The 23,180-nt window shown below is 69.5% G+C and carries 19 protein-coding genes; 8 read left to right on the top strand and 11 right to left on the bottom strand.

The features are described from left to right. Window positions 1–180: 180 nt before the first annotated feature. The 7 genes from ACIQMX_RS18660 to ACIQMX_RS18690 form a co-directional block, all read right to left on the bottom strand. Window positions 181–1,446: an NAD(P)/FAD-dependent oxidoreductase gene (locus tag ACIQMX_RS18660; protein WP_402479317.1), complete on the bottom strand. Its 1,266-nt coding sequence runs from the start codon at window positions 1,444–1,446 to the stop codon at window positions 181–183. Then, entirely contained in the window at window positions 1,443–2,885 is a 1,443-nt protein-coding gene (locus ACIQMX_RS18665) for an FAD-dependent oxidoreductase (RefSeq protein ID WP_402479320.1), read from the bottom strand. The genes ACIQMX_RS18660 and ACIQMX_RS18665 overlap by 4 nt, the downstream gene beginning before the upstream one ends. Beyond that, complete coding sequence (locus ACIQMX_RS18670; RefSeq protein ID WP_363076362.1) at window positions 2,867–4,954, bottom strand: molybdopterin oxidoreductase family protein; 2,088 nt, start codon at window positions 4,952–4,954, stop codon at window positions 2,867–2,869. The genes ACIQMX_RS18665 and ACIQMX_RS18670 overlap by 19 nt, the downstream gene beginning before the upstream one ends. Beyond that, window positions 4,947–6,320 (bottom strand): MFS transporter, encoded by a 1,374-nt coding sequence (locus tag ACIQMX_RS18675; RefSeq protein WP_402479322.1) that lies wholly within the window; start codon window positions 6,318–6,320, stop codon window positions 4,947–4,949. The genes ACIQMX_RS18670 and ACIQMX_RS18675 overlap by 8 nt, the downstream gene beginning before the upstream one ends. Window positions 6,321–6,400: 80 nt before the next feature. Beyond that, window positions 6,401–7,975: a class I adenylate-forming enzyme family protein gene (locus tag ACIQMX_RS18680; RefSeq protein ID WP_402479325.1), complete on the bottom strand. Its 1,575-nt coding sequence runs from the start codon at window positions 7,973–7,975 to the stop codon at window positions 6,401–6,403. Window positions 7,976–8,064: 89 nt separating this feature from the next. Then, a complete protein-coding gene (locus ACIQMX_RS18685) occupies window positions 8,065–8,631 on the bottom strand; it encodes an SRPBCC family protein (RefSeq protein ID WP_402479328.1) in 567 nt (188 codons plus the stop codon). Between the two features lie 55 nt (window positions 8,632–8,686). Continuing rightward, entirely contained in the window at window positions 8,687–9,163 is a 477-nt protein-coding gene (locus ACIQMX_RS18690) for a GNAT family N-acetyltransferase (RefSeq protein WP_363076354.1), read from the bottom strand. 433 nt (window positions 9,164–9,596) lie between these two features. On the opposite strand from ACIQMX_RS18690, the gene ACIQMX_RS18695 reads away from it, so the two are divergent. The 7 genes from ACIQMX_RS18695 to ACIQMX_RS18725 all read left to right on the top strand — a co-directional run bounded on the left by ACIQMX_RS18695 (window position 9,597) and on the right by ACIQMX_RS18725 (window position 16,137). Further along, window positions 9,597–10,649, top strand: a complete 1,053-nt coding sequence (locus tag ACIQMX_RS18695) for an NADPH:quinone reductase (protein WP_402479331.1) — start codon at window positions 9,597–9,599, stop codon at window positions 10,647–10,649. A 32-nt stretch (window positions 10,650–10,681) separates the two neighbouring features. After that, window positions 10,682–11,284, top strand: coding sequence for an RdgB/HAM1 family non-canonical purine NTP pyrophosphatase (rdgB, locus tag ACIQMX_RS18700; protein ID WP_402479334.1), 603 nt, complete (start codon window positions 10,682–10,684; stop codon window positions 11,282–11,284). Between the two features lie 267 nt (window positions 11,285–11,551). Then, window positions 11,552–12,274, top strand: coding sequence for a class I SAM-dependent methyltransferase (locus ACIQMX_RS18705; protein ID WP_363076348.1), 723 nt, complete (start codon window positions 11,552–11,554; stop codon window positions 12,272–12,274). Between the two features lie 293 nt (window positions 12,275–12,567). Next, on the top strand, window positions 12,568–13,275 hold the full coding sequence (locus ACIQMX_RS18710) for an MOSC domain-containing protein (protein WP_363076346.1): 708 nt from the start codon (window positions 12,568–12,570) through the stop codon (window positions 13,273–13,275). After that, window positions 13,268–14,443, top strand: a complete 1,176-nt coding sequence (locus ACIQMX_RS18715) for a cytochrome P450 (protein WP_402479338.1) — start codon at window positions 13,268–13,270, stop codon at window positions 14,441–14,443. The genes ACIQMX_RS18710 and ACIQMX_RS18715 overlap by 8 nt, the downstream gene beginning before the upstream one ends. A gap of 44 nt (window positions 14,444–14,487) precedes the next feature. Then, window positions 14,488–15,432 carry a nucleoside hydrolase gene (locus ACIQMX_RS18720; protein WP_402479341.1) on the top strand — a complete coding sequence of 315 codons (945 nt, stop codon included), beginning with the start codon at window positions 14,488–14,490 and terminating at the stop codon, window positions 15,430–15,432. Window positions 15,433–15,486: 54 nt separating this feature from the next. Continuing rightward, on the top strand, window positions 15,487–16,137 hold the full coding sequence (locus ACIQMX_RS18725; RefSeq protein ID WP_402479344.1) for an HD family hydrolase: 651 nt from the start codon (window positions 15,487–15,489) through the stop codon (window positions 16,135–16,137). Between the two features lie 28 nt (window positions 16,138–16,165). On the opposite strand, the gene pabB is transcribed toward ACIQMX_RS18725, so the two are convergent. Next, the gene (gene pabB / locus ACIQMX_RS18730; RefSeq protein WP_402479347.1) at window positions 16,166–18,271 is read right to left on the bottom strand and encodes an aminodeoxychorismate synthase component I; all 2,106 of its coding nucleotides are present in this window, start codon (window positions 18,269–18,271) and stop codon (window positions 16,166–16,168) included. 60 nt (window positions 18,272–18,331) lie between these two features. Continuing rightward, entirely contained in the window at window positions 18,332–19,093 is a 762-nt protein-coding gene (locus ACIQMX_RS18735; protein ID WP_402479350.1) for a 50S ribosomal protein L11 methyltransferase, read from the bottom strand. Between the two features lie 219 nt (window positions 19,094–19,312). On the opposite strand from ACIQMX_RS18735, the gene ACIQMX_RS18740 reads away from it, so the two are divergent. After that, the gene (locus tag ACIQMX_RS18740; protein ID WP_402479353.1) at window positions 19,313–21,241 is read left to right on the top strand and encodes a helix-turn-helix domain-containing protein; all 1,929 of its coding nucleotides are present in this window, start codon (window positions 19,313–19,315) and stop codon (window positions 21,239–21,241) included. A gap of 4 nt (window positions 21,242–21,245) precedes the next feature. Here ACIQMX_RS18740 and ACIQMX_RS18745 read toward each other — a convergent pair whose 3' ends face one another. Together ACIQMX_RS18745 and ACIQMX_RS18750 are read right to left on the bottom strand one after the other, a co-directional pair. After that, window positions 21,246–22,475 carry an IS701 family transposase gene (locus tag ACIQMX_RS18745; RefSeq protein WP_402479356.1) on the bottom strand — a complete coding sequence of 410 codons (1,230 nt, stop codon included), beginning with the start codon at window positions 22,473–22,475 and terminating at the stop codon, window positions 21,246–21,248. 433 nt (window positions 22,476–22,908) lie between these two features. Continuing rightward, window positions 22,909–23,169 carry a hypothetical protein gene (locus ACIQMX_RS18750; RefSeq protein ID WP_402479359.1) on the bottom strand — a complete coding sequence of 87 codons (261 nt, stop codon included), beginning with the start codon at window positions 23,167–23,169 and terminating at the stop codon, window positions 22,909–22,911. Between the last annotated feature and the right edge of the window lie 11 nt (window positions 23,170–23,180).

The raw sequence follows: 23,180 nt of genomic DNA on the forward strand, positions 1-23,180 counted from the left end.
GCAGAACCCGAACCATCTGCGGGGCCGGCGGCCGCCCCTCAGGCGGCGGGCAGGAGAGGACAGAGGCCTCCGCGTCGGCCCCACCGGTACGGGCCAGGGGCCGCCCGTTGCCCTGCCGACGACGCCGTGGCCGCTCCACCGGAGCCGACCCGGCACCGGGCCAGGAGTGCGCGTGACGGTTCACGCCGTGCGCGGCGCGGGGCCCGGCCCCGGGGCCAGCAAGGGCACAGCGGCCACCGGGTCCGGCGTGAGGCGTGGCGGGGCGGTGGCGGGGAGAGGACGTCCGAGGCGGGCCAGCAGGTCGGGGTAGGTGCGGGTGTCCCCGATCAGGATGCCCCCGAGCAGACGACTCGCGTCGGCCGAGAGCACGACCTTGAGATAGCTGCGGGCCGCGTGATCGCTCTGGGCCAGTTCCAGCGCGCCCTCGGTCGTGGCGAGCGCATCACCAAAACTCGCCACGTCCACCCCGAGCACCTTCAAGCGGGTCGCCGGGGTCGGCACGGTGAAGGGACGGTCGTCGAGTGAGAGCAGCTGTCGGGCGACGGATGCGGCCATCCGGTGGCCCGGGGCGACGAGGCCGTGGCACCGGCCGTCCAGGGCCGCGCACTCTCCGATCGCCCAGACGCGTTCGTCCTCGGTGCGCAGCCGGCTGTCGACGAGAAAGCCGCCGCGGGGCCCCAGCGGCAGCCCGGCCGGCCCGGCGAGTTCGTCCCGCGGACGGATACCGGCGGAGAAGACCACCAGTTCCGCGGGCAGCACCGTGCCGTCGGCGAGCCGGACACCGCGCACCCGCCCGTCCGGGCCGCTCTCCAGCGCATCGGTCACCGCCGCGCAGCGGACACGCACGCCCAGATCGCCGACGAGTGAGGCGAGCAGGCCACCGCCCTCCGCATCGACCTGCTGAGGCATCAGACGAGGAGCCGCCTCCACGATGTCGACCCGCATCCCGAGGTGCCTGAGGGCATTGGCCGCCTCCAGGCCGAGCAGACCGCCGCCGATCACCACACCGGGCCGCCCCGCGACGGCCACGGCCCGGATCGCCCGCAGGTCCTCCAGGGTCCGGTACGTGAAGCAGCCGGCCGCGTCCCGGCCGGGCACGGGGGGCACGAACGGACGTGACCCCGTTGCCAGCACCAGGGCGTCGTACGGGATGCCCGGGCCGTCGGAGCAGTGCACCGTACGGCCCGTCCTGTCGATACGGCGCACCGGATTCGCCGTGCGCAGTTCCACCATCGGGTCGCCGGAACCGAAGGACGGGGCCAGCGTCAGGTCCCTTCCCTCCGGGGCGTCGAACCAGGAGGAAAGGGCCATCCGGTCGTAGGCGGGCCATGGTTCCTCGGCGAGCACGACGACGCGCCAGGAATCGGTCCGGTCCAGCGCACGTACCTCCCGGACGAGACGGTGTCCGACCATGCCGTGTCCGACCACCACCAGTGTGCGGGTCACGCCACCTCCTCCGGCACGGTCGCGGGCGTCTGTACCGCGGCCCGGACGGATGCGTCGGCGCACAGACCGCGCACGGTTTCCTTGCAGGTCCCGCACCCGGTGGTGGCGTGCGTCGTCTCCACCAGAGCGGCCCACTGCCCGGCACAGGCGTGCCACGCCCGCAGCAGCTCCCGCTTGGTGACGTGGTTGCAGTGGCACAGGACGGCGTCGCCGGGCAGCTCGTCCTCACCGCAGGGCACCGCGGCCGCGCCGAGCAGCAACGCCAGCCGGTCCGAAGGCACGGGGCGCCCCTGCGCGTACCACTGGCCCACAGCCGCGGCTGCTTCGGGCAGACCGAACAGCACGGCCCCGAGCACCCTGTGGTCCTGCAGGGTCAGCCGGGCGTACCGCCGCCCGGCGCGGTCGGTGAAAGTGACCGTCCGGGTGCCTTCGCGCTCCCCGGGGGACTGCCGGCTCTCTCCCATGAAGGCCAGGTCGGCTCCGGGCAGGCGTGGTCTGACGGGTGCGCGCGTGCCCTCGTACCGCGCGTCATGGCCGGTGAGCAGGGCGGCCAGGACCTCGGCCTGTTCCCATGCGGCCACGACCGTGCCTCGGCTCCCGGCGGGAGGCTGGGCGCAGTCGCCGATGGCGTGGATGTGCGGGTCGTCGGTGCGCAGGAACGCATCGACCACGATGCCGGTGCGGACGGCGAGCCCGGCAGCGGATGCCAGTCGGGTCTCTGGCCGTATGCCGGTGCACAGCAGCAGGTGGTCGGTGCGTACGGCGGACCCGTCATCGAGTACGGACTTGCCCGGTTCGTACGCGACGACGGTGCGCCCGCCGCGGACCTCCACCCCCAGTTCCTCCAGCCACCTCGCCGTCAACTGACCGACTGCGGCGTTCAGATGACGGTGCATCGGGTGGGGGCCGGGATGCACGAGGAGTACCTCCGCGCCGCGGCGGCGCAGAGCGGCCGCGGCCTCGGCACCGAGCACGCCGCCGCCGACCACCACGGTGGCCCCTGGGAAGGGCGCGCAGTCATCGAGGGTGCGCAGGCTTCGTACACCTGGGGCCAGGGTGCGGTCATGGCGGCGGACACCGGTGATGTCCGGCACGCGTGGCCGTGCGCCGGTGGCCAGGACCAGCGTGTCGTAACGCAGCGCTGTGGTGCCCGCCCGCGACGTGGTGTGCACCACCTGCCGCCGCCGGTCGATCGCGACGACCCGCACGCCCAGTCGCATCCGCGCGGGCTCCGGGAGCGGCGGCAGGGTGAGTGCCGCTGCGGGTACGGACCCGTCGAGTGCGTATGCCAGCAACGGCCTGTGGTAGGCGGGCCGGTGTTCGCCACCCAGCACCGTGACCGTGCCCCGGTGGCCGTAGTGGTGCAACCGCTGGACGAGGCGATGGGCCGCGGGCCCGTTGCCGACGATCACCACATGGTTCACGACGCCGTCCGGCATGGCTCGATGCGCACCGCGCAGACCTTGAACTCGGGCATCTTGCTCCGTGGGTCGAGGGCGGGGTTGGTGAGCAGATTCGCGCGGCCCGACCCGGCGAAGTGGAACGGCAGGAAGACGGTGTCGGGCCGCATGTCGGTGACCGCGCGCACTCGTGCCACGGTGCTGCCGCGCACCGAGGTGACACGCGCGAGAGCGCCGTCGGAAAGCCCCGAGCGGCGCATGGTGTCCGGGTGCACTTCCACGAACATCTCGCCCGCCGCGTCGTTCAACTCCGGGACGCGGCGGGTCTGCGCGCCGGACTGGTACTGCGCCAGTACCCTTCCGGTGGTGGCGAGCAGCGGGAAGGCGGAGTCCGGCGTCTCCGCGGCCGGCCGGTGCTCCACATCGGCGAACCGGGCCCGGCCGTCACTGTGGGCGAAACCGTCGAGGAACAGGCGCGGGGTGCCGGGGTGCGGTTCACCGGGTCGTTCCGGACAGGGCCAGTGCAGCGCCTCGCCCGCGTCGAGGCGCGCGTAGCTCACTCCCGAGTAGTCGGCCCGGCCGCCCCGCGTGGCACGCCGGAGTTCCTCGAACACCGCACTCGGGCGGGACGGGTAGCGCCCGGACGGTTCACCCAGGCGTGCGGCGAGCCCGCCTAGGACTTCGAGATCACTGCGTACGCCCGGAGGCGGCGGGACCAGAGCACGGCGGCGCACCACCCGTCCCTCCAGGTTGGTGAGCGTGCCTTCCTCCTCGGCCCACTGCGTGACGGGGAACACCACGTCGGCCAGGGCGACGGTCTCCGACGGCACGAAGTCGGCGACCACCAGGAGATCCAGTGCCGCGAGACGTTCTGCCACGTTGCCGGCGTGCGGCGCCGAGACCACGGGGTTCGAGCCGAAGACGAGCAGGGCGCTCGGCCCGCCGGGCGCGCCGAGCGAGTCGAGCAGCTCGTAGGCGCTCGGCCCGGCCCCCGGCAGAGCGTCCGCCGAGACCCCCCAGACCTCGGCCACCTCGGTCCGGGCACGCGAGTCCGTGATGGACCGGGAGCCCGGCAACTGGTCCGCCTTCTGACCGAGTTCGCGTCCGCCCTGGCCATTTCCCTGGCCGGTCAGCGTGCCGTATCCGCTTCCTTCACGGCCCGGCAGTCCGAGCACGAGAGCGAGGTTGATGAACGCCCCTACCGTGTCGGTGCCCTTGCTGTGCTGTTCGGCGCCGCGGCCGGTGAGGACGTAGGCGCGGCCGGCCGAGGCCAGCCGCCGCACCGCCTCCCGTTGAACGGGGACCGGCACACCGGTGACCTGCTCCACCCGCTCGGGCCACCAGGAGAGCGCCGACTGCCTGGCGGCTTCGAAGCCGGTCGTGCGCGCACGGAGGTAGTCGGCATCGGTGAGGCCGTCGACCACGGCGATGTGCAGCAGGCCGAGCGCGAGTGCGAGGTCGGTACCGGGGGAGGGTTGCAGGTGCAGTGCGGCGGCCCGTGCCGTCGGGGTGCGGCGTGGGTCGATGACGACGAGATCCGGGTGCTCCAGGTGTCGCATCAGCGGGGGCATCGTCTCGGCGGGATTGGCGCCGGCGAGGAGGACGACGTCGGCGCGGCCCACATCGGCGACCGGGAACGGCAGGCCCCTGTCGACGCCGAAGGCGGCCTGGCCGGCCGCGGCCGCCGAGGCCATGCAGAACCGGCCGTTGTAGTCGATGTTCCTGGTGCCCAGCGCGAGACGGGCGAACTTGCCCAGCAGGTAGGCCTTCTCGTTGGTCAGTCCGCCGCCGCCGAACACCGCGACGGCGTCCGGGCCGTGGTCCGCGCGAATCCGCAGCAGTCGTTCGGCGACCGTGTCGAGTGCGGTGTCCCAGCTCGCGGGTGCCAGGTCGCCGTTCGCGGTGCGGACCAAGGGCGTGCGCAACCGGTCGTGGACCTCCAGCACGGCGGGCGCCGTCCAGCCCTTGCGGCACAAGCCGCCCTGGTTGACCGGAAAGGCGTCATCGGGCCGCACCGATACCCGGTCCTCGCCCTTCAGCGCCAGTACGGTGCCGCACTGCAGGGCGCAGTAGGGGCAGTGGGTCCGCACCTCGTCCGGATCAGACACGGCCGACGCCTTCTCGCAGCGCGGACGGTCCCGAGCCCTCGCGGCGGTCCTCACCGCGCAGATACAACCTCCATGTCAGCACCATGCACACCGCGTAGCAGACAAGGAACGTCACGAAGGCGGTCGAGCCGCTGTCGCCGCTGCTGTAGGTCGCACGGAAGACGAGGTTGACTCCCGCCCCGCCCAGCGCGCCCGCCGCTCCCGCGATTCCGATCACGGCTCCCGACATCCGTCGGGCCCGGTCGAAGGCGCTCCGGGCGTCCCTGCCCGCCATCACCTCGCGCTCGGCCTGTCGGGCGAAGGCCGTGGGGATCAATTTGTAGGTGGAGCCGTTGCCGAGCCCGGTGAGGACGAACAGTACGGTGAACCCCGCGACGAACAGCCCGAAGGAGCCCCGGGACGACGCCACGAGAAGGACCGCGGTGCCCGCCGCCATAGCGGCGAACGCGCCGAAGGTGACCTGTGCCCCGCCCCACCTGTCGGCCGCCCGGCCGCCCAACGGGCGGAACACCGACCCGAGCAGAGGCCCCAGGAACGTGTAGGAGGCGGCCTGCAACGGAGTGGCACCGAACTCGCTCTGCAGGACCAGCCCGAAGGCGAACCCGAAGCCGATGAACGAGCCGAACGTGCCGATGTAGAGGAGAGATATCGCCCACGTGTGCCGGCTGCGCAGCGCCTCGCGCCGGGTGCCGGACTCGGCGCGTGCGACGCTCACGTTGTCCATTTTCATCGCGGCCAGCAGTGCGGCGATCACGATCAAGGGCAGGTAGACCGAGGTGACGTAGGCGGGATGGGTGTCGCCGGCCGTGGCGATGACCAGCAGGCCCAGCAGCTGGATCACCGCTACCCCCAGATTGCCACCGCCCGCGTTGAGCCCGAGAGCCCAGCCCTGGCGGCGCTTCGGGAAGAAGGTGGAGATGTTCGTCGTCGACGAGGCGAAGTTGGCCCCGCCCAGGCCGGTGACCGCTCCGATGGCCACGAACACCCAGAGCGGGGTGCCCGGACGCTGCACGAAGTACGTCGTCAACGAGGCCGGTACGAGCAGCACAGCGGTGGAGCACACCGTCCAGTTCCGGCCGCCGAAGCGGGTCACGGCGTAGCTGTACGGAATCCGCAGCACTCCCCCGACGACGGTCGGCACCACCACGAGCAGGAACTTCTCATTCGGCGAGAACCCGAGACCGATCCGGGGCGACATGAAGAGCACCAGGACGGACCACATGCTCCACACGGAGAACCCGATGTGCTCACAGAGCACCGACAGGGCTAGGTTGCGCCGTGCGACCCGGCGGCCGTGCCGTTGCCAGAACTCCCGGTCCTCCGGGTCCCACCGAACGACCTCGCGGCTCGAAACACTCCGTCTCACGGTGTGCTGCTCCTCATCTGCGGGATCGGTGTTCCCCGTGGTGCGCCCGCACGCGTACGACGGTGCCCCGCCTTGGTCGGCTACTTCTGTGCGGACCGGGCCGCGACCAGTTCGGCCAGCTCCAGGCGCTTGATCTTGGTGGTTGCGGTCTGCGGCAGCTCCCCGATCCGCCACTGCACGGGTTCGGCCATCGGCGGGAGCCCCGCGCAGGCAGCCGTCCAGGCAGCCGGGTCGAGCGGCTTGTCGTCCTTGGTGCAGACGACCGGAACGGCACGGCCGTCCGGCCCGGGGATGATGATGACCTCGGCCAGGTCCTCCAGCTTGCCGAAGAGGGCGTCCTCGGCAGCCAGGGTCGAGCCGAAACCCTCGATCAGGTCCACCTCGCGATCGAGCAGGTGCACGCAGCCCCACTTGGTGCGGTAACCGACGTCGCCCATGCGCCACCAGCCGCCCTCGGACACCTGCTGGTCATAGCGTTCTTGTTCGTCCAGGTACGTGACGATCCGGCCGTCGCTGCGGACCTCGATGAAACCCGGGTTGGCCGCCGAGGGCGGGTTGCCGCCCCGGCTGACGACGCGCACTTGCGTCATACCGGGGAACGGGGTGCCCACGCACCGGCCGTCCTCGTCGAGGGAGCGCCGGCGGGTGAAGCCGCGGACCACCGCCGGGCCCACCTCGCTCTGCCCGTAGAGCTGGCCGAATATGGGCGCCCGGCGCTTGGAGGCGCGCAGCAGCCGGTGCACCGTGCGCGGGTGGATGGCATCGAACGTACTGCTGAACAAAGTGACGTTGGACAGCGGTCCGCGCGGGTCATCGGCCATCGCCTCCCATTCCATGAAGGAGTTGGGATGCGCCTCGAGGATGCCCGGCTTCAGCCGGGCGAAGAGGTCGGCGACCTGAGCAGGCGCCGAATTGGCGAGCATCACGACGGGGAATCCGCGCAGCAGCGATATCGCCAGGGCGGTGAACAGGCGTGAGTGGACGAAGGACACGTGCAGGGCGATGGTCTCGCGGTTGCGGATCAGCGGCTTGATGATCGATGCCTGCGGCCGGTACCGGGCCTGCAGCGTACGGCCGGTGTGCACGGCGAGCTTGGGGATGCCCGTGGTGCCCGAGGTGTGCGTGATCAGTGCCGGGTGCTCGGGGGGCATGGTGGTCGTAGGTACCCGTGGGGACCCGGCAAGTCCGTGCAGGTCCACCGCAGCCTCGTGGGCGCCGGAGGTCAGCAGGACACGGCTGACCAGCTCGAAGGTCTCGTCGGGCAGTTCACGCTCCAGCTTCGTCTGATCGGTGACGAGGAAGGGGCGGTCGGTGCGGCGTACCAGCTCGGCCGCGGTGGCGCCGTCCAGCTTTGCCGAGAACAGGACCGGGACGGCGCCGATGCGGGAGATGGCGCAGGACAGCAGTGTGATGTCGAATCCGTCGCTCTTGTAGACGACGACCCGGTCGCCGGCCCGGACCTTCGCCGCCCACAGCCGGGCGGCGTAGTCGTCCACCAGGTCGGCGATCTCGGCAATCGTGGCCCGACGCCCCAACTGCGGTGCGATGTCGAGATCATGGTCGAGGATCATGATGTTCGCCGGGTGCAGGGCCGCGGCCCGCTCGAAGAGGGTGCCCAGCCGGATGCCCCGGTTGGCGATGCGCTGCAGCAGCATGTGTCCAAGCTCTCGTCAGATGGATACGCCGACTACGGCCGCCCGTGCGCGAGTGCGGCGGCGGTGTGCTCTCGGTCGTGCGCCCCGGCTCAGCCGCCCTCGACGGCTTCCTTGATGCGGGCGACTGTGGCCTTGAGGTCCTTCTCGATCTTGTCGCCCCACTCCCGGACGAAGCGCCGGCGCTCCTCGGATGTCATCCCGGAGGTGATGCCGCCGATGCCCTCCGTCGGCGCCCCCATCCGGAAGCGGTGGGTCAGCACGATGTCGCTGCCGAGCGGCTCGATGTCGAAACCCCAGACGCTCTGTTGCTTCCTGCCGGCGCTGTCCCGCATCGCCCAGCTGAAGGTGCGCCCCGGCTCCGCGGCGACCACCTCGGACTCGGTGAACCAGGTGCCGCGCACTACCGGTGCCCACGCGACGACCTCCTCGGAGCGGAGGTTCTCGCCACGGAACACCGAACCCACGGCGCCCGGGGCACCGGAGACCCACTCACCACCGAGGCACTCCGGGCTCCAGTCGCCGCTGCGGCCCAGGTCACTGATGACCCTGTAAATCTCTTGCGGGGAAGTCGAGATGCGGACGGCGGCTTGCGCCTGGAACAGGCTGTTCAAGGCGGTCTCTCCGTCGCGGCCAATGTTGTGTTCAGTCACAGACATGCCGGAAGGCTGCGCCCGGCCACGGATCGAGGTCAAAGCACCCGGGCGGGATCCGTCAAGTCGGAAAGCCGCTTCCCGCGGTCGCGTCCGGAGTCCCGGAAGCCACGTCACGGACGAAGTGCAGGGCACCCAACCGCATGCCCAGGGAGTGGTAGAAGCTCTGGGCACGGTGATTGGCCGTGCCGGTGTCGAGCTCGATCCGGTCGCAACCGGACAGCCGAGCCCGCCGCTCGACCTCGTCCATCAACTGCCTGCCGACGCCTCTTCCCCGCAGCGCCGGATCAGTGACGAGGTCCTCGACTAGCAGCAACAGGCCTCGACTTGTGGCGAGCGTCCGATGGGTGACGACGCCTCTGCAGCGCCCCGAACCGTCATGGGCCGCGGTGAACACAAGCCCCTGCCGGCAGGACCGCAGGGCGAAGTCGGCGAACTGACCGGGGCCGAGTGAGGGGCGCAGTGTGCGGATGAGTGGTTCGACATCGGTCGTCATCGCGGGGTCGCCGGGCGCGATGTCCGTGAAAACTACATGCATGGGAGGAAAATAGGCCGGGGCAGCGGCAAGGGCCAGGGGCAACTCCGCCGGGCTGCGGGTCCTGCCTGCCCAGCAGCGGTGAGGCGTCGAATCCGCCCGCAGGGACCGGACGGTCGGCTCCGTTCACCGCAGGCGGGCAGCGCCTGGGCGCGAATCCACCGCGCCGGGACACGGATAGGCCCTGGTCGGTTCGCGGGGCCGGCGGATTCCGGCACCGTCCCAGCCGTGAGTACCGCTCCCGGGACCGTGCCGGCCGTCGGTACCGCTTCTGCGGCCGTGCCAACGCAGTACGCATCGCACTCACGCAACGGCCGTGCCGCAACGGTCGGCCCTGGTCGGCCGCATCCGTCTCGCCCCTGGAGAGTTGACATACTCTGCGGCACAGAACGGATGCCGGTCGGGAATCGTGCCGGATCTATGCATCATGAACGCCATGCGTGCTGCATTCATCGAAGAGCTCGGCTCCCCGGACGTCATCAAGTACGGGGAGTTGCCTTCACCTCTCGTAGGGCCGACCGATGTCCTGGTCGATGTCTTCGCGACCACCGTGAACCCCGTGGACACCTTCGTGCGTTCCGGAGCGTTCCGTACGACGGCCCCCTTCCCCTTCGTGATCAGTCGTGACCTCGTCGGGACCGTGGCCCAAGTCGGCCCCGGTGCGGCGAAGTTCACCGTAGGGGACCGGGTGTGGTGCAACTCCCTCGGGCACGACGGTCGGCAGGGAGCGGCCGCCGAACAGGCGGTCGTGGCCGCTGATCGCCTGTACCGACTTCCTGAGGGAGTGGACCCGCAGGCAGCGGTCGCCGTGGTCCATCCTGGCGCTACCGCCTACCTGGCACTGTTCAGCCACGGCCGGCTGCGTACCGGCGATACGGTCGTGGTCGTTGGTGCCGGCGGCAACGTCGGCAGCGCGCTGACCGTATTCGCCTCGCAGGCCGGAGCCCGCGTCATTGCCGTCGCTTCGGCCCGGGACGCCGATTACTGCCGCTCCGTCGGGGCCCACGAGGTGCTCGACTACCGGGACCCGGAGCTCTTCGACAAGATCCGAGTGGCCAGTCCCGGCGGTGTCGATGTGTATCTCGACACGGCGGGCGTCAACGACCTGGCGAACAGCGTCGGCCTGCTCGCCCGGCGTGGCCGTGTCGTCCTGCTGGCCGGTGCGCAGTCCACGCCCGTGCTGCCGGCCGGGCAGCTGTACATGAACGACTGCTCGGTCGTCGGGTTCGTGATCTCGCACGCCACCACGGCCGAACTCGCCGAGGCCGCGGACGGCATCACTCGCATGCTGCAGTCCGGGCGGCTGCGGCCACGGGCCACGGAAGTGATGCCGCTGAGTGCCGCGGCCGAGGCACACCGGCGTCTGGAGGGCGGTGAACGGCACGGCCGCAGGGTGGTCCTGCGCACCGCCGCCACGGACACGGGACCGTCGGATTCAACGAACTACCGGCAAGCGGCGTTGTTGGCGAATTCTGAACGGTTCCTATAGATCCGGCCTGGCCTCTCGGTGATACTTGCCCGATGAACACGTTGATCTTAGCCACGCGGAATCCGGGAAAACTGGTCGAGTTGAAGGCGATTCTGGCCGATGCGGAACTCGCTCATGACCTCGTGAGCGCTGATGCCTATCCCGACATCCCGGACGTCAAGGAAACAGGGGTAACCTTCACGGAGAATGCCCTGCTCAAAGCACATGCTCTTGCCCGGGCCACGGGTCTTCCCGCCATCGCCGATGATTCGGGCCTGTGCGTCGACATTCTCGGAGGAAGTCCGGGAATCCTGTCCGCCCGCTGGGCCGGCAGGCACGGCCAGGATCTGGCCAATATGGAACTGCTGCTGGCGCAGCTGAGCGACATCGCCGCTCCGCACCGTGCCGCCCGTTATTACTGCGCGGCCGCACTCGCACTGCCCGACGGTACGGAACGCGTCACACACGGGGAATTGGCCGGCGTGTTGCGCACCGCCCCGGCTGGAACCGGCGGGTTCGGCTACGACCCCATTTTCCAGCCGGACGGCGAAAGTCGGACTTTCGCACAGCTCCCCGACGGTATCAAGAACTCCCTCAGCCACCGCGGCAAGGCGTTCAGATCCCTGTTGCCGGTGATCGGCGAACTGGTGAAATGACATAACAGGTGAGCCCGGGCGCGTCCATGAACGCGCCCCGGCTCACCCGTCACGTTCATGGTGCTGCACGGTCGGCGAATCGGGGTCATTCGGACCTGACACAGACTGCACTCTCCTCTTTACACCTCCGCATGGGGCGGTGAATGGTCGAAGGGTATTCCCGGCTACCTCGCCATGCTTTCCCTGTCATCGGGCATGTCCGGATCACGCGGTGGATGCGGGGACAGGGGTTGCCGCCCGTTGAGAGTACGTAGAGAGGGAATGAGAATGAGTCGCTTCGAGGCCATGTGGGACCGTTTCTGGACCGACCTCCCTCACACCGCCGGTGCCTCGCCGTGGGATGTGGACCCCACCTATGTCGCCCATGCCCACTTGAAGCTGTTCGGCAGTGTGCTCGACCCCTCCAAGCCGGTCATCGATGTCGGGTGCGGCGACGGCACGCAGACCGCGGCGATCGGGCAGCACTTCGAGCGGGTGATCGGCGTGGACGTGGCCCCGAGCGCCGTGGAGCGCGCCCGCAAGTACCACGACGCTCCGGGCGTCTCGTACGAGCAGCTGGATCTGCTGAAGCCCGAACAGGCCGTCGCCCTGCACGACCGGATCGGCGACGCCGGCCTGTACGTCCGCACGGTCCTGCACGCGTTCACCCCTGAGGAGCTGAAGCTCGCGGTCACGTCGCTGGCGACCCTGGCCGGCAGCACGGGTGGTGCCTTTTTCTATGAACTCGCCCCGACCAGCGGCGAGTTCATTGCGGCCAAGCTTGAGGGCGAGGGAGTTCCCGCGGAGAAGTTCGGATTCGTCTTCGAACGGGTGCCTCTGCCCGTCGCCCGCGCGGAGGACGCCTTGCAACGTGAGCTCGTCGAGGCGGGTTTCGACATCGTCTCCACCGCGCCCATCGATTATCAGGGAACGGTCACGGAGGGCAAGCGGTATGTGAACGTACCGGCGTTCTTCGTGGTGGCGAAGGCCAAGGGCGCACCCGCACACTAGGCGCAGCCACACGGCCACACAGCCATATAGCCACACAGTCCGGATTCCGGAGGCTGAGATTTCCGGAACCGGCGCGTCGAATCGGACCGAGGTGGGGCCGGGAGGGGGCAGCCCTCTTCCGGCCCTGGGGCTATTTGTTCCCAAGAGCAGGGTGGTCTTCGCGTGCCGCTCGGCGCCGAGAATGTGACCAGAGGAATTGACGGCATAGGCTCTCTGCTCTGGCAATTCGGGACCTGACAGATTATCAGCGCCGTCGTTGACCGCCGAGCAACGCAATAGTTAGCGTCATATGCATGGGAGCCATCCTTTCAGTCAATACTGGTCCTTGTGTTGTTCCCGAATTCGCAGTACGCCGCGGGAGGACGGCGATCAGAAAGCTACCCGTCGACGGGAATGTCAGGCTGACCAAGCTCGGCCTCGAAGGTGACGAGCAGGCCGCGGACTTTCACGGAGGCACGCTCCAGGCGGTCTATGCTTACGCCCGGGAGGACCTCGACTGGTGGTCGTGCCAGCTGCAAAGGGGTTTGCGGAACGGGATGTTCGGAGAAAATCTGGATCTCATCGGTTTCGATGCCAGCAATGCCGTACTTGCTGAGAAGTGGCAGGTCGGTGAAGTGCTCCTCCAGGTCATGGCACCCCGTATGGCCTGCGGCACGTTCGGGTCATGGATGGATGAGAAGGGCTGGGCCAAGCGCTTCAACAACGCCCGGAGGCCAGGCGTCTATCTCCGTGTGCTCGAGGAAGGGCGGGTCTCCGTCGGCGACAAAGTCGACGTGGTCTGGAGGCCGAGAAGGCGCGTCACGGTGGCCGAGGCGGTCGGAGCGATTCTCGACGAACAGGACGTGCTGCGGCGGATCACGGACATGGCCGACGAAGAACCCGCGTGGGACCGCTCGGCGATGATGTTCCACGTCTCGAACCGGACCCGCTCCGCTGTCCCGAAGCAGGAGCCGGCGGCGTCTGCCGTTCCTGGTCTGCACGCCGGGGGGACCCGTGCTTGACGTGTTCGGGGACTACAGCTCCCGCGACCCGGTCCTGGCGCTCGCCGAAGCCGCGAAGGGCTGCCCGCTTCAGGAGGCGTCCGAGAACGGCGGCGTGTACGCCTTTCGCGCGAACGACGTCCAGGGAGCGCTGACCAGTGCGGACTTCTGGTCGGAACGGTCTTCGGACCAGCGGCTCGCCGCCTTGACGGACGAGGACAGGAAACGCCGGAGGAGGCTGAAGACCTTCTTCTCCCTCTGGCCGGTGTTCTCCGACGGCGCCTACCACAAACAGGTGCGGCACGCCTCCATCCAGCTTCTGCGGGGGACGGTGACGCCTGAGCTGCTGGCCGCGTGCCGACGGCTTGCCGACTCACGCCTCGCGGCCGGCGGCGGTGAATCCTTCGACTGGGCAGCCACCGTGGCACGCCCCATGGCACAGGAGGCCATCGCAGCCCTGACGGGGGATGCCGACGCCGTCCGGCTGATCGAGCTCGGCGTCGGGGTCATGGACGAGCTGGCCACCCCCCGGATCGACATGGCGAGAGTGGATCGCGCGCTCGCCTCTGTCGACGCGCTGTCCCACTGGCTCGGCCAGGCGAGGGCCGAGCCACCGACGCCGTTCGTCGCAGGGCTCGGAGCGCTGTGGGACGACCCGGCCTTCGGCCCGGAAGCCGCTACGGCGCTGCTCACCCAGGTCGTCACGGGCGCCTACGAACCGATCACCACGGCACTGTGCGTCGTGGGGGAACGCATCCACGGTGACGTGCTCGCACGCATGCCTGTGCCGAAGGTCAGGGAAGAGGTACTGCGTCTCGCGGCACCCTTCCGCTTCGCGAGCCGCTACGCGCGCCGGCCGGTGTCCATCGGCCCGTACCGCCTGGACGCAGGCGCCAGAGTCAACCTCTGCCTCGGGACGTCCAACCTTGATCCGGAACGCTATCCGGGCCCGCTGGAGATCCGCGACCGGGGCGTGCGCTCCCGCTCCTTGAGCTTCGGTGCCGGCGCCCACTACTGCCCCGGGGCGGCTCTGGCGAGGGCCGTGGTCGACGTACTCCTGGAGTCTCTCAAGGAGTCCGGGGTGCATTTCCATGCCGAACGCGTCGACCGGGAGCCCGAACTCCCGATGCTCCGCTACCGCGCGCTCGGCGGACGCCTCGTCCGCACGGGCTCGACCGTGGACTGCTGAATCCGGGTGAGTGGAACCAACAGGCCTTTTAATAACGGGAGTTCATGTTGAACGCACTGGTCATCGACACAGACCCCGGGCTGGACGACGCCCACGCCCTCGCCATGGCCCTGACCCCGTCGGCGCAACGGCCCCACGTTCCCGTCGCCGCGCTCTGTACGGTCGCGGGCAACACGGGCATCGACGCGGTGACCGCCAATGCGCGCTGGCTGCTCGGCGCCTACGGGGAACAGGCGGCCCGCACCCCGGTGCACCGAGGTGCCGCGGGTCCTCTCGCCGGGCCCGGGGCCGAAGCCGCCCACATTCACGGCGGTGACGGACTCGGCGACCTGACGCGATGGCCTGTCACCGAAGTGAAGGAAGACGATGTGCCGGCCGCCCGCGCGCTCATCGACAGTGCCCGGCGCGACCCCGGCCGCATCACGCTCGTCGCTCTGGGGCCGCTGACCAATGTGGCTCTTGCGCTGCGGCTGGAGCCCCGGCTTCCGCAACTGCTGAAACGGGTGGTGGTGATGGGAGGCGCGGTCCACGGTCGCGGAAACCACACATTGAACGCCGAGTTCAACATCGTCGCCGACCCGGCCGCGGCCGACCTGGTCCTCGCGCACTTCCCCCACCTCACACTGCTCACCTGGGATGCGACGCTGGCCTGCCCTTTCACCCCGGACGAATTCGAATCCTTCTTCGGGGGCGAGACCGAGGCCGCCACCACACTGCGGCGCATCGTGCACAACCGATACCTCACCGACCCGGGGTACGCCGATCGCTCCCACTATCTGCGCCCCGACCCTCTGGCCATGGCCGTGGCTCTCGACCCCACCGTGGTGACCAGGGCCGTACGGCACCGTGTGTACGTGGGCTACGGGCCCGGAACCCTCCAGCACGGTGTCACGGCCGTCGACTGGCAGGACGCGCGGTCGGACCGGCCGCCCCTCACGATCGTTCAGGAACTCGACCGGAACCGGCTGCTCGAACTGCTCCGGGTCTGAACGGCTTCTGCCTGCCCCACGCTCGACGCCGGCCCCTGTGACAGGAGAGTAGACATGAGTACACCGCAGCCCCCGTCCGAGGACGCACAGCGCCTCCTGGACCTCGACGGGCTGGTCTCCGAGGTCCCGGCACGCCTCATGGCGCAGATCGAGTTCATAGCCGAGATCGACCGGCTGAAGACGGTCCTGAGGTTGAGCCCGCTGCTCGCCGACGACCGCCGGGAGAACGACGCCGAGCACTCCTGGCACATGGCGCTGATGGTGCTCGTCCTCGCGGAGTACGCGAACGAACCCATCGACGTGGAACGCACTCTGAAGCTCACTCTGGTGCACGATCTCGTCGAGATCTACGCGGGTGACACCTGCCTGTTCGACGACGTCGGCCGGAAGGACCAGGCGGAACGTGAGGAGGCGGCGGCCAGGAAACTATTCGCTCTGCTGCCGGCCGGCCAGGAGAAGGCGTTCCACGAGTTGTGGAACGAGTTCGAGGAGCGGCGGACCCCTGAGGCGAAGTTCGCCAAGGCCATGGACCGGCTGCAGCCCCTGCTGCTGAACGCCGGGAACGGCGGCGGTACCTGGCGCGCGCCCGGAGTCGACGAGGCTCGTGTCCGGGATCGCACCTCCGTCATCGACGAGGGATCGACCGTGCTGTGGGACTACACGCGGAAACTGCTCGCCCTCAGCGTCCGTAGGGGCTGGTTGTGAGATGAACCCCGGCGGTCGTCGACGCAGTTCACGGCATCGCTCCCGGGGTCGGCAGAGCCGATCCTCTGCTGCCGGGGAAATGGCTCCGGGTCAGGGCCAGCAGTGGGGCCGCCTTGACGGCGGTCTCCTCGAATTCGTCCTCCGGCGAGGACAGCGCAATGACGGCGCCTCCCGCGCCGTACCGTACCCGCCCGGGCGTGATGACCACGGTGCGGATCACCACGCTGAGATCGGCGGCTCCCGACAGCGAAAAGTACCCCAGCGCCCCCGAATAGACGCCCCGTGGGCCGCCTTCGAGATCGTCGATGATCTCCATGGTCCGTATTTTCGGCGCCCCCGTCATCGAGCCGGGCGGGAATGCGGAGCGCACACAGTCCACGGCGGAAGTGCCTTTCCGCAGCTGCGCCCGCACCGTGCTGACCAACTGATGGACGCTCTCATACGTCTCGACCTGGAAGATCTCGTCAGCCTCCACCGACCCCGGCTCGGCGCAGCGCCCCAGATCGTTGCGGACCAGGTCCACGATCATCAGGTTCTCCGCCCGGTCCTTCTCGTCGCCCAGGAGGTCGGCCACGAGCTCGGCGTCCTCCCGGGCGGTTCGTCCTCTCGGCCTGGTTCCCTTGATGGGCTTGGACTCGGCCCGACCGTCGGCGCCGACCTTCACGAACCGCTCGGGCGATGTGCTGAGCACCGATGTGCTTCCCAGCCTCAGCAGGGCCCCGAACGGTGCCGGACTGCTTCTGCGGAGCAGCCGGTAGCTCGGCAGCGGTGCGAAGGTGCCCCGCGCTTCCGCCATGTTGGTCAGACAGACCTCGTAACTCTCCCCGGCCGCGATCTCCTCGAGGGCCCTGTCCACCAGTCCCAGATAGGCTGCCCGGTCGTGGCGCAGCGTCACCTCGGCGTGCGGGACCGGGTCGGAGATCAGCCCGGGGGAACGGCCGCGAAGCCTCTCCAGAGCTGTACGGGTGTCACGCAGCCAGCGGACCGCTTCCCTTTTCTGCCCGTCCTCGACGAGGGCCAGCAGATAGGTGACGCGGCTGTGGTGGTCGAACACCACCGCACGGTCCGCGAAGATCATGGCCGCGTCCGGCCCCGGGGCCTGATGGGTGAGTCGGCCGCCGCACTCGGCCTTGAGTTCGTAACCGAGGTAACCGACCCAGCCGAGACAGAAGTCGAACGGCAGGTCGAGCGGAGGGGTACGGGCAGCGGCCAGGTCCCGGTCGAGCCAGGACAGCCACTCGCCCGAGACCACTTCCGTGCCCTTCGAGGAGCGCACCGTCACGGTCTGCGCCTGCACGTCGGCCTCGGCGACCCGCGACAGGGGCCCGCCGGCATCCCCCATGACGGAGAACTGGCCGAGGGCCGTGTCCGAAACGGCATGGGCGCTGCTGTCCAGCCAGAAGGCGTTCTCGGCGTGCCCGAAGAGCGCTTCAAAGACGACCTCGTCGTCCCAGCCGGTATCGAGCCGCTCGACTCTCACCTGGAGGGAACGCCGGGGTAGTGCGGCTTCGGCCGGAGCCCGGGGAACCGGTGCCACGAGCGCCGGCCGGTCCCCGTGCCATGCGCGGCTCAGCTCCACGAAGTTGCGCAGCAGCTCCATGCCGTATTCGGTGAGAATCGACTCGGGATGGAACTGAACCCCCCACATCGGCTTGCTCCGGTGCTCAAGGCCCATGAGAACTCCGTCCGCGGTCCACGCGGTGGCCCGGAGGCTCTCCGGAAGATCATTGACCGCGAGCGAGTGGTAACGCACGACGTTGAAGGGCGAGGGCAGCTTGGTGAACAGACCGGTGCCGTCGTGGAGCACCGGCGACAGCCGTCCGTGCCGAGGCTCGGGCGCACGGCTGACGACGGCCCCGTGCAACTGAGCTATGCCCTGGTGTCCGAGGCAGATGCCGAGCAGGGGGAGGTCACAACTCTCCACCAGCTCCCGGCACTTCCCGAAGTCCTTGGTGCGAGCGGGAGTTCCGGGCCCGGGGGACAGGACGACGGCGTCGAACCCGCTGAGCAGGCCCGGGTGGAGGAGCGGCGAGTCGTTGGGTACGACGACCGGCTCCTGACCGGTGATCAGCGCCAGATAGTGGGCGAGGTTGTGGGTGAACGAGTCGTAATTGTCGACAAGCAGGATACGCACGGGTCTTCCAGGATCCCTCGTGAGCCGGAACAGGGAGAGGGGCAGGACACGAAGGGCTGCTCAGCTTCCTTGCCGATTGCCTGTGGCGGCACTCGCGCGCTGCGGGCGGGGGCTCGACGCATCCCTCCGCGCGATCTCGATCAACAAGTACTCGATCGTGTCCCGACCCTCTTCGACGTGCATGCTGCGCACCACGCTCAGCGCGCGCTCCGTCTCATCCGCGAGAGCGTACAGACGTGCCAGGTCACCCCGGTTGCTGAAGTGCAGCAGGACCCGGCCGCCCTCCGTGGTCCACAGCGGTGCCTGATCGAGGTAGCGGCGGTGTGCGGCATATCCGGGGTCCACGTACGCCTGCTCGTGGAGGGAGGTGTAACGGTAATCGGACGGCGCGAGAACGAAGTTGGAGTGCCAGTACACGGTGTCGAAACGCGCCTGGGGGTCGAGGGCGTCGAAGAGGTCACTCTGCTGTGCGCAGACGCGGTCGGCGACTCTGTGGCGCTGTGCGTTCAGCGCTGTGTTGCGTACGGCCAGCGGGTTGATGTCCGTAGCCAGCACCGTCTCGCAGCCACCCAGTGCGGCGCTCACCGCGATGACTCCGGTTCCGCAGCCGATCTCCAGGAAAGAGCCGGTTCGGGCCGGCTGGTGGTCCTCGTGGAAACCCAGCAGCTCCATGGCCGCGTCGGTGGACGTCGTGTAGGGCGGGGCGAAGACGTCCGGAAGCAGGGTCCACTCCCGCCCTCGCAGGCGGAAGCTGTCGGGGCGCCTGCTGTCGCTGCGTGCCGCACGGCTGCGCTGCAGCGACTGGGCGTAACTGCGGATCATCAACGTGACTCCCCATGCGGGCAAGGGAGTTTCCCCACCCCTGGACGAGCGTCTGCGATGCGGCGTGGAAACCGGAAGGTGATCTCAGGACACTCTTGCCGGTGCCTATCGGTGGCCTCACCACCACGCAACGGAATCAGTGCAGGTCCGGACCGTTGACCTGTTGATCGGTTGACAGCTATCTTCACCGGGGCGCCGGAGTGGGAGAGGGTGCGTGGCATGCCGGGGGAGATATCGGCCGGGGATGACGAACTGCTGACCATTCTGAAGTTGTTGGCCGAAGGGGCGCCCGCGGGGCAGCTGGAGGCTCTGTTGCAGCGCGTGCGCCGAGAGAACCGGCACGGGCCCGAGCAGCTGGCCCGTATCGAGTCCGTGATGCAGCTGGCGCGCGAGGTGAGCCTCGCCACTGCCAGGAGTCACCAGCGGGAGGCCGGACTCGTGGCTCTGATCGACACCGCCCGGGACCTGTCGTCCTCGACGGAGCTGGACGGCCTGCTGCCGCTGATCGCGCGTTGGGGCAGGCGTCTGCTGCGTTTCGACATGACGTACATCACCCTGCCGGATGCCGAGGGCATGTACGTGCGCTGCTCCGAGGGTTCCACCACGGCGCTCAACACGGGTCTGCGGATCGTGGGCGGCCGGGGGCTGGGAGCGGAGGCCATGCGATGCCGGGCACCGCTGTGGACCGCCGACTACTCCGAGGACGGCTCCATCGCGCACTCCGACACCCTCGATGGAGTGGTCGAGGCAGAGGGACTGCGCGCGCTCATGGCCGTCCCCCTGCTCCGGAACGGTGAGGCCCTGGGGGTGCTGTACGGGGCGGACCGCAGGGTGCGCAACTATACTCCCGACGAGATCGGTCTGATCTGTTCGCTGGCGGACATCGCCGCGGAGGCGATCGGGAGGGTGGAGCTGCTCCAGCGGGCGCGGGAACAGCTTGACGAGTTGAAGAGCGACGGAGCGCGCGTCCGTGCCCGCCTGGCACGCCTCGGGCAGATGAGTGCGACGTACCGCCGGATCATGGACCTTCTGATCGATGGCACGGACCTGGACGTACTGGTCGAGACCGCAGGTGCGGCGCTGGACAGCACCCTCCAGATACGGGATATGGCCGGGCATGTGCTGGCGGCCGGCGGCGAGATCGCCGGCGTCGACGAGGACGCGCTCAACGAGGCAGTACTTGAGGCGTACACCCGCGGTGGCCCCGCCCGGGTGGGCGACCGGGCCTGGGTCACCCCGGTCACCGCCGGGAAGGAAGTGCTCGGGGCGCTCGTCCTGTATCCGGCTGCCGACCTCCTCGGAGAGGACGTCTGGCTGCTGCGGACGATCGCTCAGGTCTTCGCGCTGCAGCTCGTGATGGAACGCAGCGCGGCCGTCGCGGAGGGCCCGGTCCGCGACGAGCTGCTGGAGGAACTGCTGAGCCTGCCGACCGGTGCGCCCGTGCCGCGCCAGATCACCCAGCGCGCCACCCGGCTCGGGATCGACCTGGCCAGGCCGCACGTCCTGCTCGTGGCCCGGCCGGAGGGCGGGGAGCCGAAGCGGGCCGGGGGATGGGCGTCCTCGTACGCCTTCCGCGTGAGCGGCCTGAAGATGGTCGACAACGGCCGCATCGTCCTCATCGTGCCGGGCACCGACGCCTCGGCCGCTGCCCAGGCCGTGGCCGACGAGCTCTCCCCGCTGCTCGGCCACCCCGTCTCGGTGGGCGCCGCGGGCCCGCAGACCTCGGCCGCGGAAGCCGGCCGGATGTACCGCGAAGCGGTGCGCTGCCTGGACGCCCTGACCGTCCTCGACGGGGTGGGGGGTGTGGCCTCCGCGCAGGACCTGGGGTTTCTGGGACTGCTCCTCTCCGACGACCACGATGTCGATGGATTCATCGAGTCGGTCCTGGGTCCGGTCCTCGAGTACGACACGGACCGTACGACGGAATTGATCGCCACCTTGGAGCAGTACTTTGCAGCAGGCTCCAGTCCCACCAACGCGGCGGAGAGACTGCACGTGCACCCCAACACGGTCTCCCGCCGCATCGAGCGCATCACCGAACTTCTCGGCGCACGGTGGAACGAGCCCGAGCGTGCCCTCGAAGTGCAGCTGGCCCTCCGGCTCCGCCGCGCCCGTCAGGTCCTGTACGCGCGCCGGGACAGCCCTTAGGCACTCAGTAAGCCCTCTGCGGTTTCTGGTGGTTGACGGACAGGATGCTTGCGGCATGGGCGGCGGAGGCGAGAGTGACGTGCCGGTGCCAGCCGTGGAAGGATCGGCCGACGTAGTCACGCAGACCGACCGCTTCGCCGATCTCGGCGAAGTCCTGCTCGACACGGTGGGCAAGCTTCGCGATCCGCAGCAACTGCGCCACCGGAAGGTGCGTCAGGTTGGTGAGCCACATTCCGGCGGGGGGCCGGTGCGGGTCGTGCCACTCGCCGAGCAGCAGCATGGGGCGCGGCCGCTTCGTGGGGCCATGGGGCAGCGCCACCCGGACCGCGGAGACCAGCGAGGCGCGAAGGGCGTGCCGCCGGGCGGCGTCCTGCCAGTGCACCGGCCTGCGCAGGCCCCTGGTCGACTCCAGGATCTGCTGCGGGTTCAGCGGACCCGCACCGAAACCCGGCATCGTCTGGTCGGCCACCACCAGCGGCACTGAGGTGCCGATACGCCCGAGCAGGGGGATCCCGGCGGCCCTGAACCGGGAGACCGCCGGGCTCGCCTTGCCCCCGCGCAGGTCGATCACGACCGGCAGGGCGCCGGACTGCGCAAGGTGCGCTGTCTCCAGGGCGACGCTCGTGGCACAGGCGCCCAGGCTCTCGTGTCCTATGGTTTCGGGGAGATCGGAGCGTTCGAGCCGGTCCCGGTCGCTTCCCCAGGGCTCGGGCAGATGCAGCCGCCAGTGGACCGGGGAGCTCAGCCGCTGGGAGGTCAGCCAGACGCCGAACGCCTGTTGACCGCGGAACATGCGGCCCAGCTGTGGGGCGAACAGCCGGTTCACCCCCACGGAGTGCTCCCCGGTCTTCGGAATGTGCATCGTCTGCACCACCAGTGCCTGCGGGGTGCAGGTGCGCATCAGGTGCGCGGCGAGCGCCGCGCGCAGCGGCTTCCAGTCCCAGGTGGAATCGGTGATGAAGTGGTGCAGGCTCTGCTCGGCGGCGCCACCGCCCACCAGCGCCGCGATGTTCCGCACGGACTTGCGTCCGTCGGCGCAGACAAGACCGCGCAGATACTGCTCGGCCTTGTCCCGCTGGTCCTTTCTGCGGAACTCGGCGAACAAGGCCGGCGGAAGTCCGGCGAGGACGTCATCGGCGACCGTCGGGTCGAACAGGCCGCGCTGTGGGGGGCGTTCGGCCACCGTGGCGGCAGGGACCAGTTCAGGGAAAGGGGAAACCTTCGTATTCACCATGCTCCAGGCGTGCGGTAAGGAGATCCGTCAGGTCACGCCGCAACCCTGGCCAATGTGGAACGTGTGAACGAGGTCTCCAGGGCCCCGACTTGGGCTGCGCAGACGTGGCTGGGACACCGCCCGTGGGGCGCAGTCGCGGAGCGGCGGGCGCGCGGGTCACCGCAATGTGCAACAGCCGGTACCGCTCACCGCTCTGCCGGTGCCCGCATCACACACCCGGTGGCGGCGCCGCATTGCGCGACCGGCGCCCGGCGACACGGTCAAGGCTCACGCCCGGCGGCGCCATGGTTCTGCGCTCCCGGGCGGGCCAAGAGGCGGCTGCAGGCAGCGTCGTAAGCGTGAGACGACGGGGCCGCGGGGAGGAACGGCGGGGCCGGCACCAGGAGGGTTTCGTGTCGGGGGCCGTAGGGGTTCCAGTGCTCGAGGAACGGCTTCAGGTCGTTGGCTTGTGGTCGGGGATGAGGGGCATCCGGAGTGGCGTGTTCAGCGGGTCGATGCGCTCTGCGGTGGCTTCTGCCCGGATGATCCATGCCTCGGCTTCGGTTCTGGTCCGGCCTGAGGGCATGGTCTCGACTCGTGCGGGGGCAGCGGTCACGTAGTGGGCCAGTCGGGTCGCGTGGCGCCATGCCGCTTCCTGCGCCTCGAAGTGCCTGACGCGGTACGTCTCGGCGTACTGGGCGCGGGCCCTCTCCATGACGGCTTGCC

Source organism: Streptomyces sp. NPDC091416 (assembly GCF_044756845.1).
In the GTDB taxonomy this organism is placed as follows: domain Bacteria; phylum Actinomycetota; class Actinomycetes; order Streptomycetales; family Streptomycetaceae; genus Streptomyces.

Coding starts and splice junctions, on each gene's coding strand:
- ACIQMX_RS18665 (WP_402479320.1), bottom strand. CDS start 2,885: ATGCCGGACGGCGTCGTGAACCATGTGGTGATCGTCGGCAACGGGCCC.
- ACIQMX_RS18680 (WP_402479325.1), bottom strand. CDS start 7,975: ATGCTGCTGCAGCGCATCGCCAACCGGGGCATCCGGCTGGGCACCCTC.
- ACIQMX_RS18685 (WP_402479328.1), bottom strand. CDS start 8,631: ATGTCTGTGACTGAACACAACATTGGCCGCGACGGAGAGACCGCCTTG.
- ACIQMX_RS18690 (WP_363076354.1), bottom strand. CDS start 9,163: ATGCATGTAGTTTTCACGGACATCGCGCCCGGCGACCCCGCGATGACG.
- ACIQMX_RS18695 (WP_402479331.1), top strand. CDS start 9,597: ATGCGTGCTGCATTCATCGAAGAGCTCGGCTCCCCGGACGTCATCAAG.
- rdgB (WP_402479334.1), top strand. CDS start 10,682: ATGAACACGTTGATCTTAGCCACGCGGAATCCGGGAAAACTGGTCGAG.
- ACIQMX_RS18705 (WP_363076348.1), top strand. CDS start 11,552: ATGAGTCGCTTCGAGGCCATGTGGGACCGTTTCTGGACCGACCTCCCT.
- ACIQMX_RS18710 (WP_363076346.1), top strand. CDS start 12,568: ATGGGAGCCATCCTTTCAGTCAATACTGGTCCTTGTGTTGTTCCCGAA.
- ACIQMX_RS18720 (WP_402479341.1), top strand. CDS start 14,488: ATGTTGAACGCACTGGTCATCGACACAGACCCCGGGCTGGACGACGCC.
- ACIQMX_RS18725 (WP_402479344.1), top strand. CDS start 15,487: ATGAGTACACCGCAGCCCCCGTCCGAGGACGCACAGCGCCTCCTGGAC.
- ACIQMX_RS18735 (WP_402479350.1), bottom strand. CDS start 19,093: ATGATCCGCAGTTACGCCCAGTCGCTGCAGCGCAGCCGTGCGGCACGC.
- ACIQMX_RS18740 (WP_402479353.1), top strand. CDS start 19,313: ATGCCGGGGGAGATATCGGCCGGGGATGACGAACTGCTGACCATTCTG.
- ACIQMX_RS18745 (WP_402479356.1), bottom strand. CDS start 22,475: ATGGTGAATACGAAGGTTTCCCCTTTCCCTGAACTGGTCCCTGCCGCC.
- ACIQMX_RS18750 (WP_402479359.1), bottom strand. CDS start 23,169: ATGGAGAGGGCCCGCGCCCAGTACGCCGAGACGTACCGCGTCAGGCAC.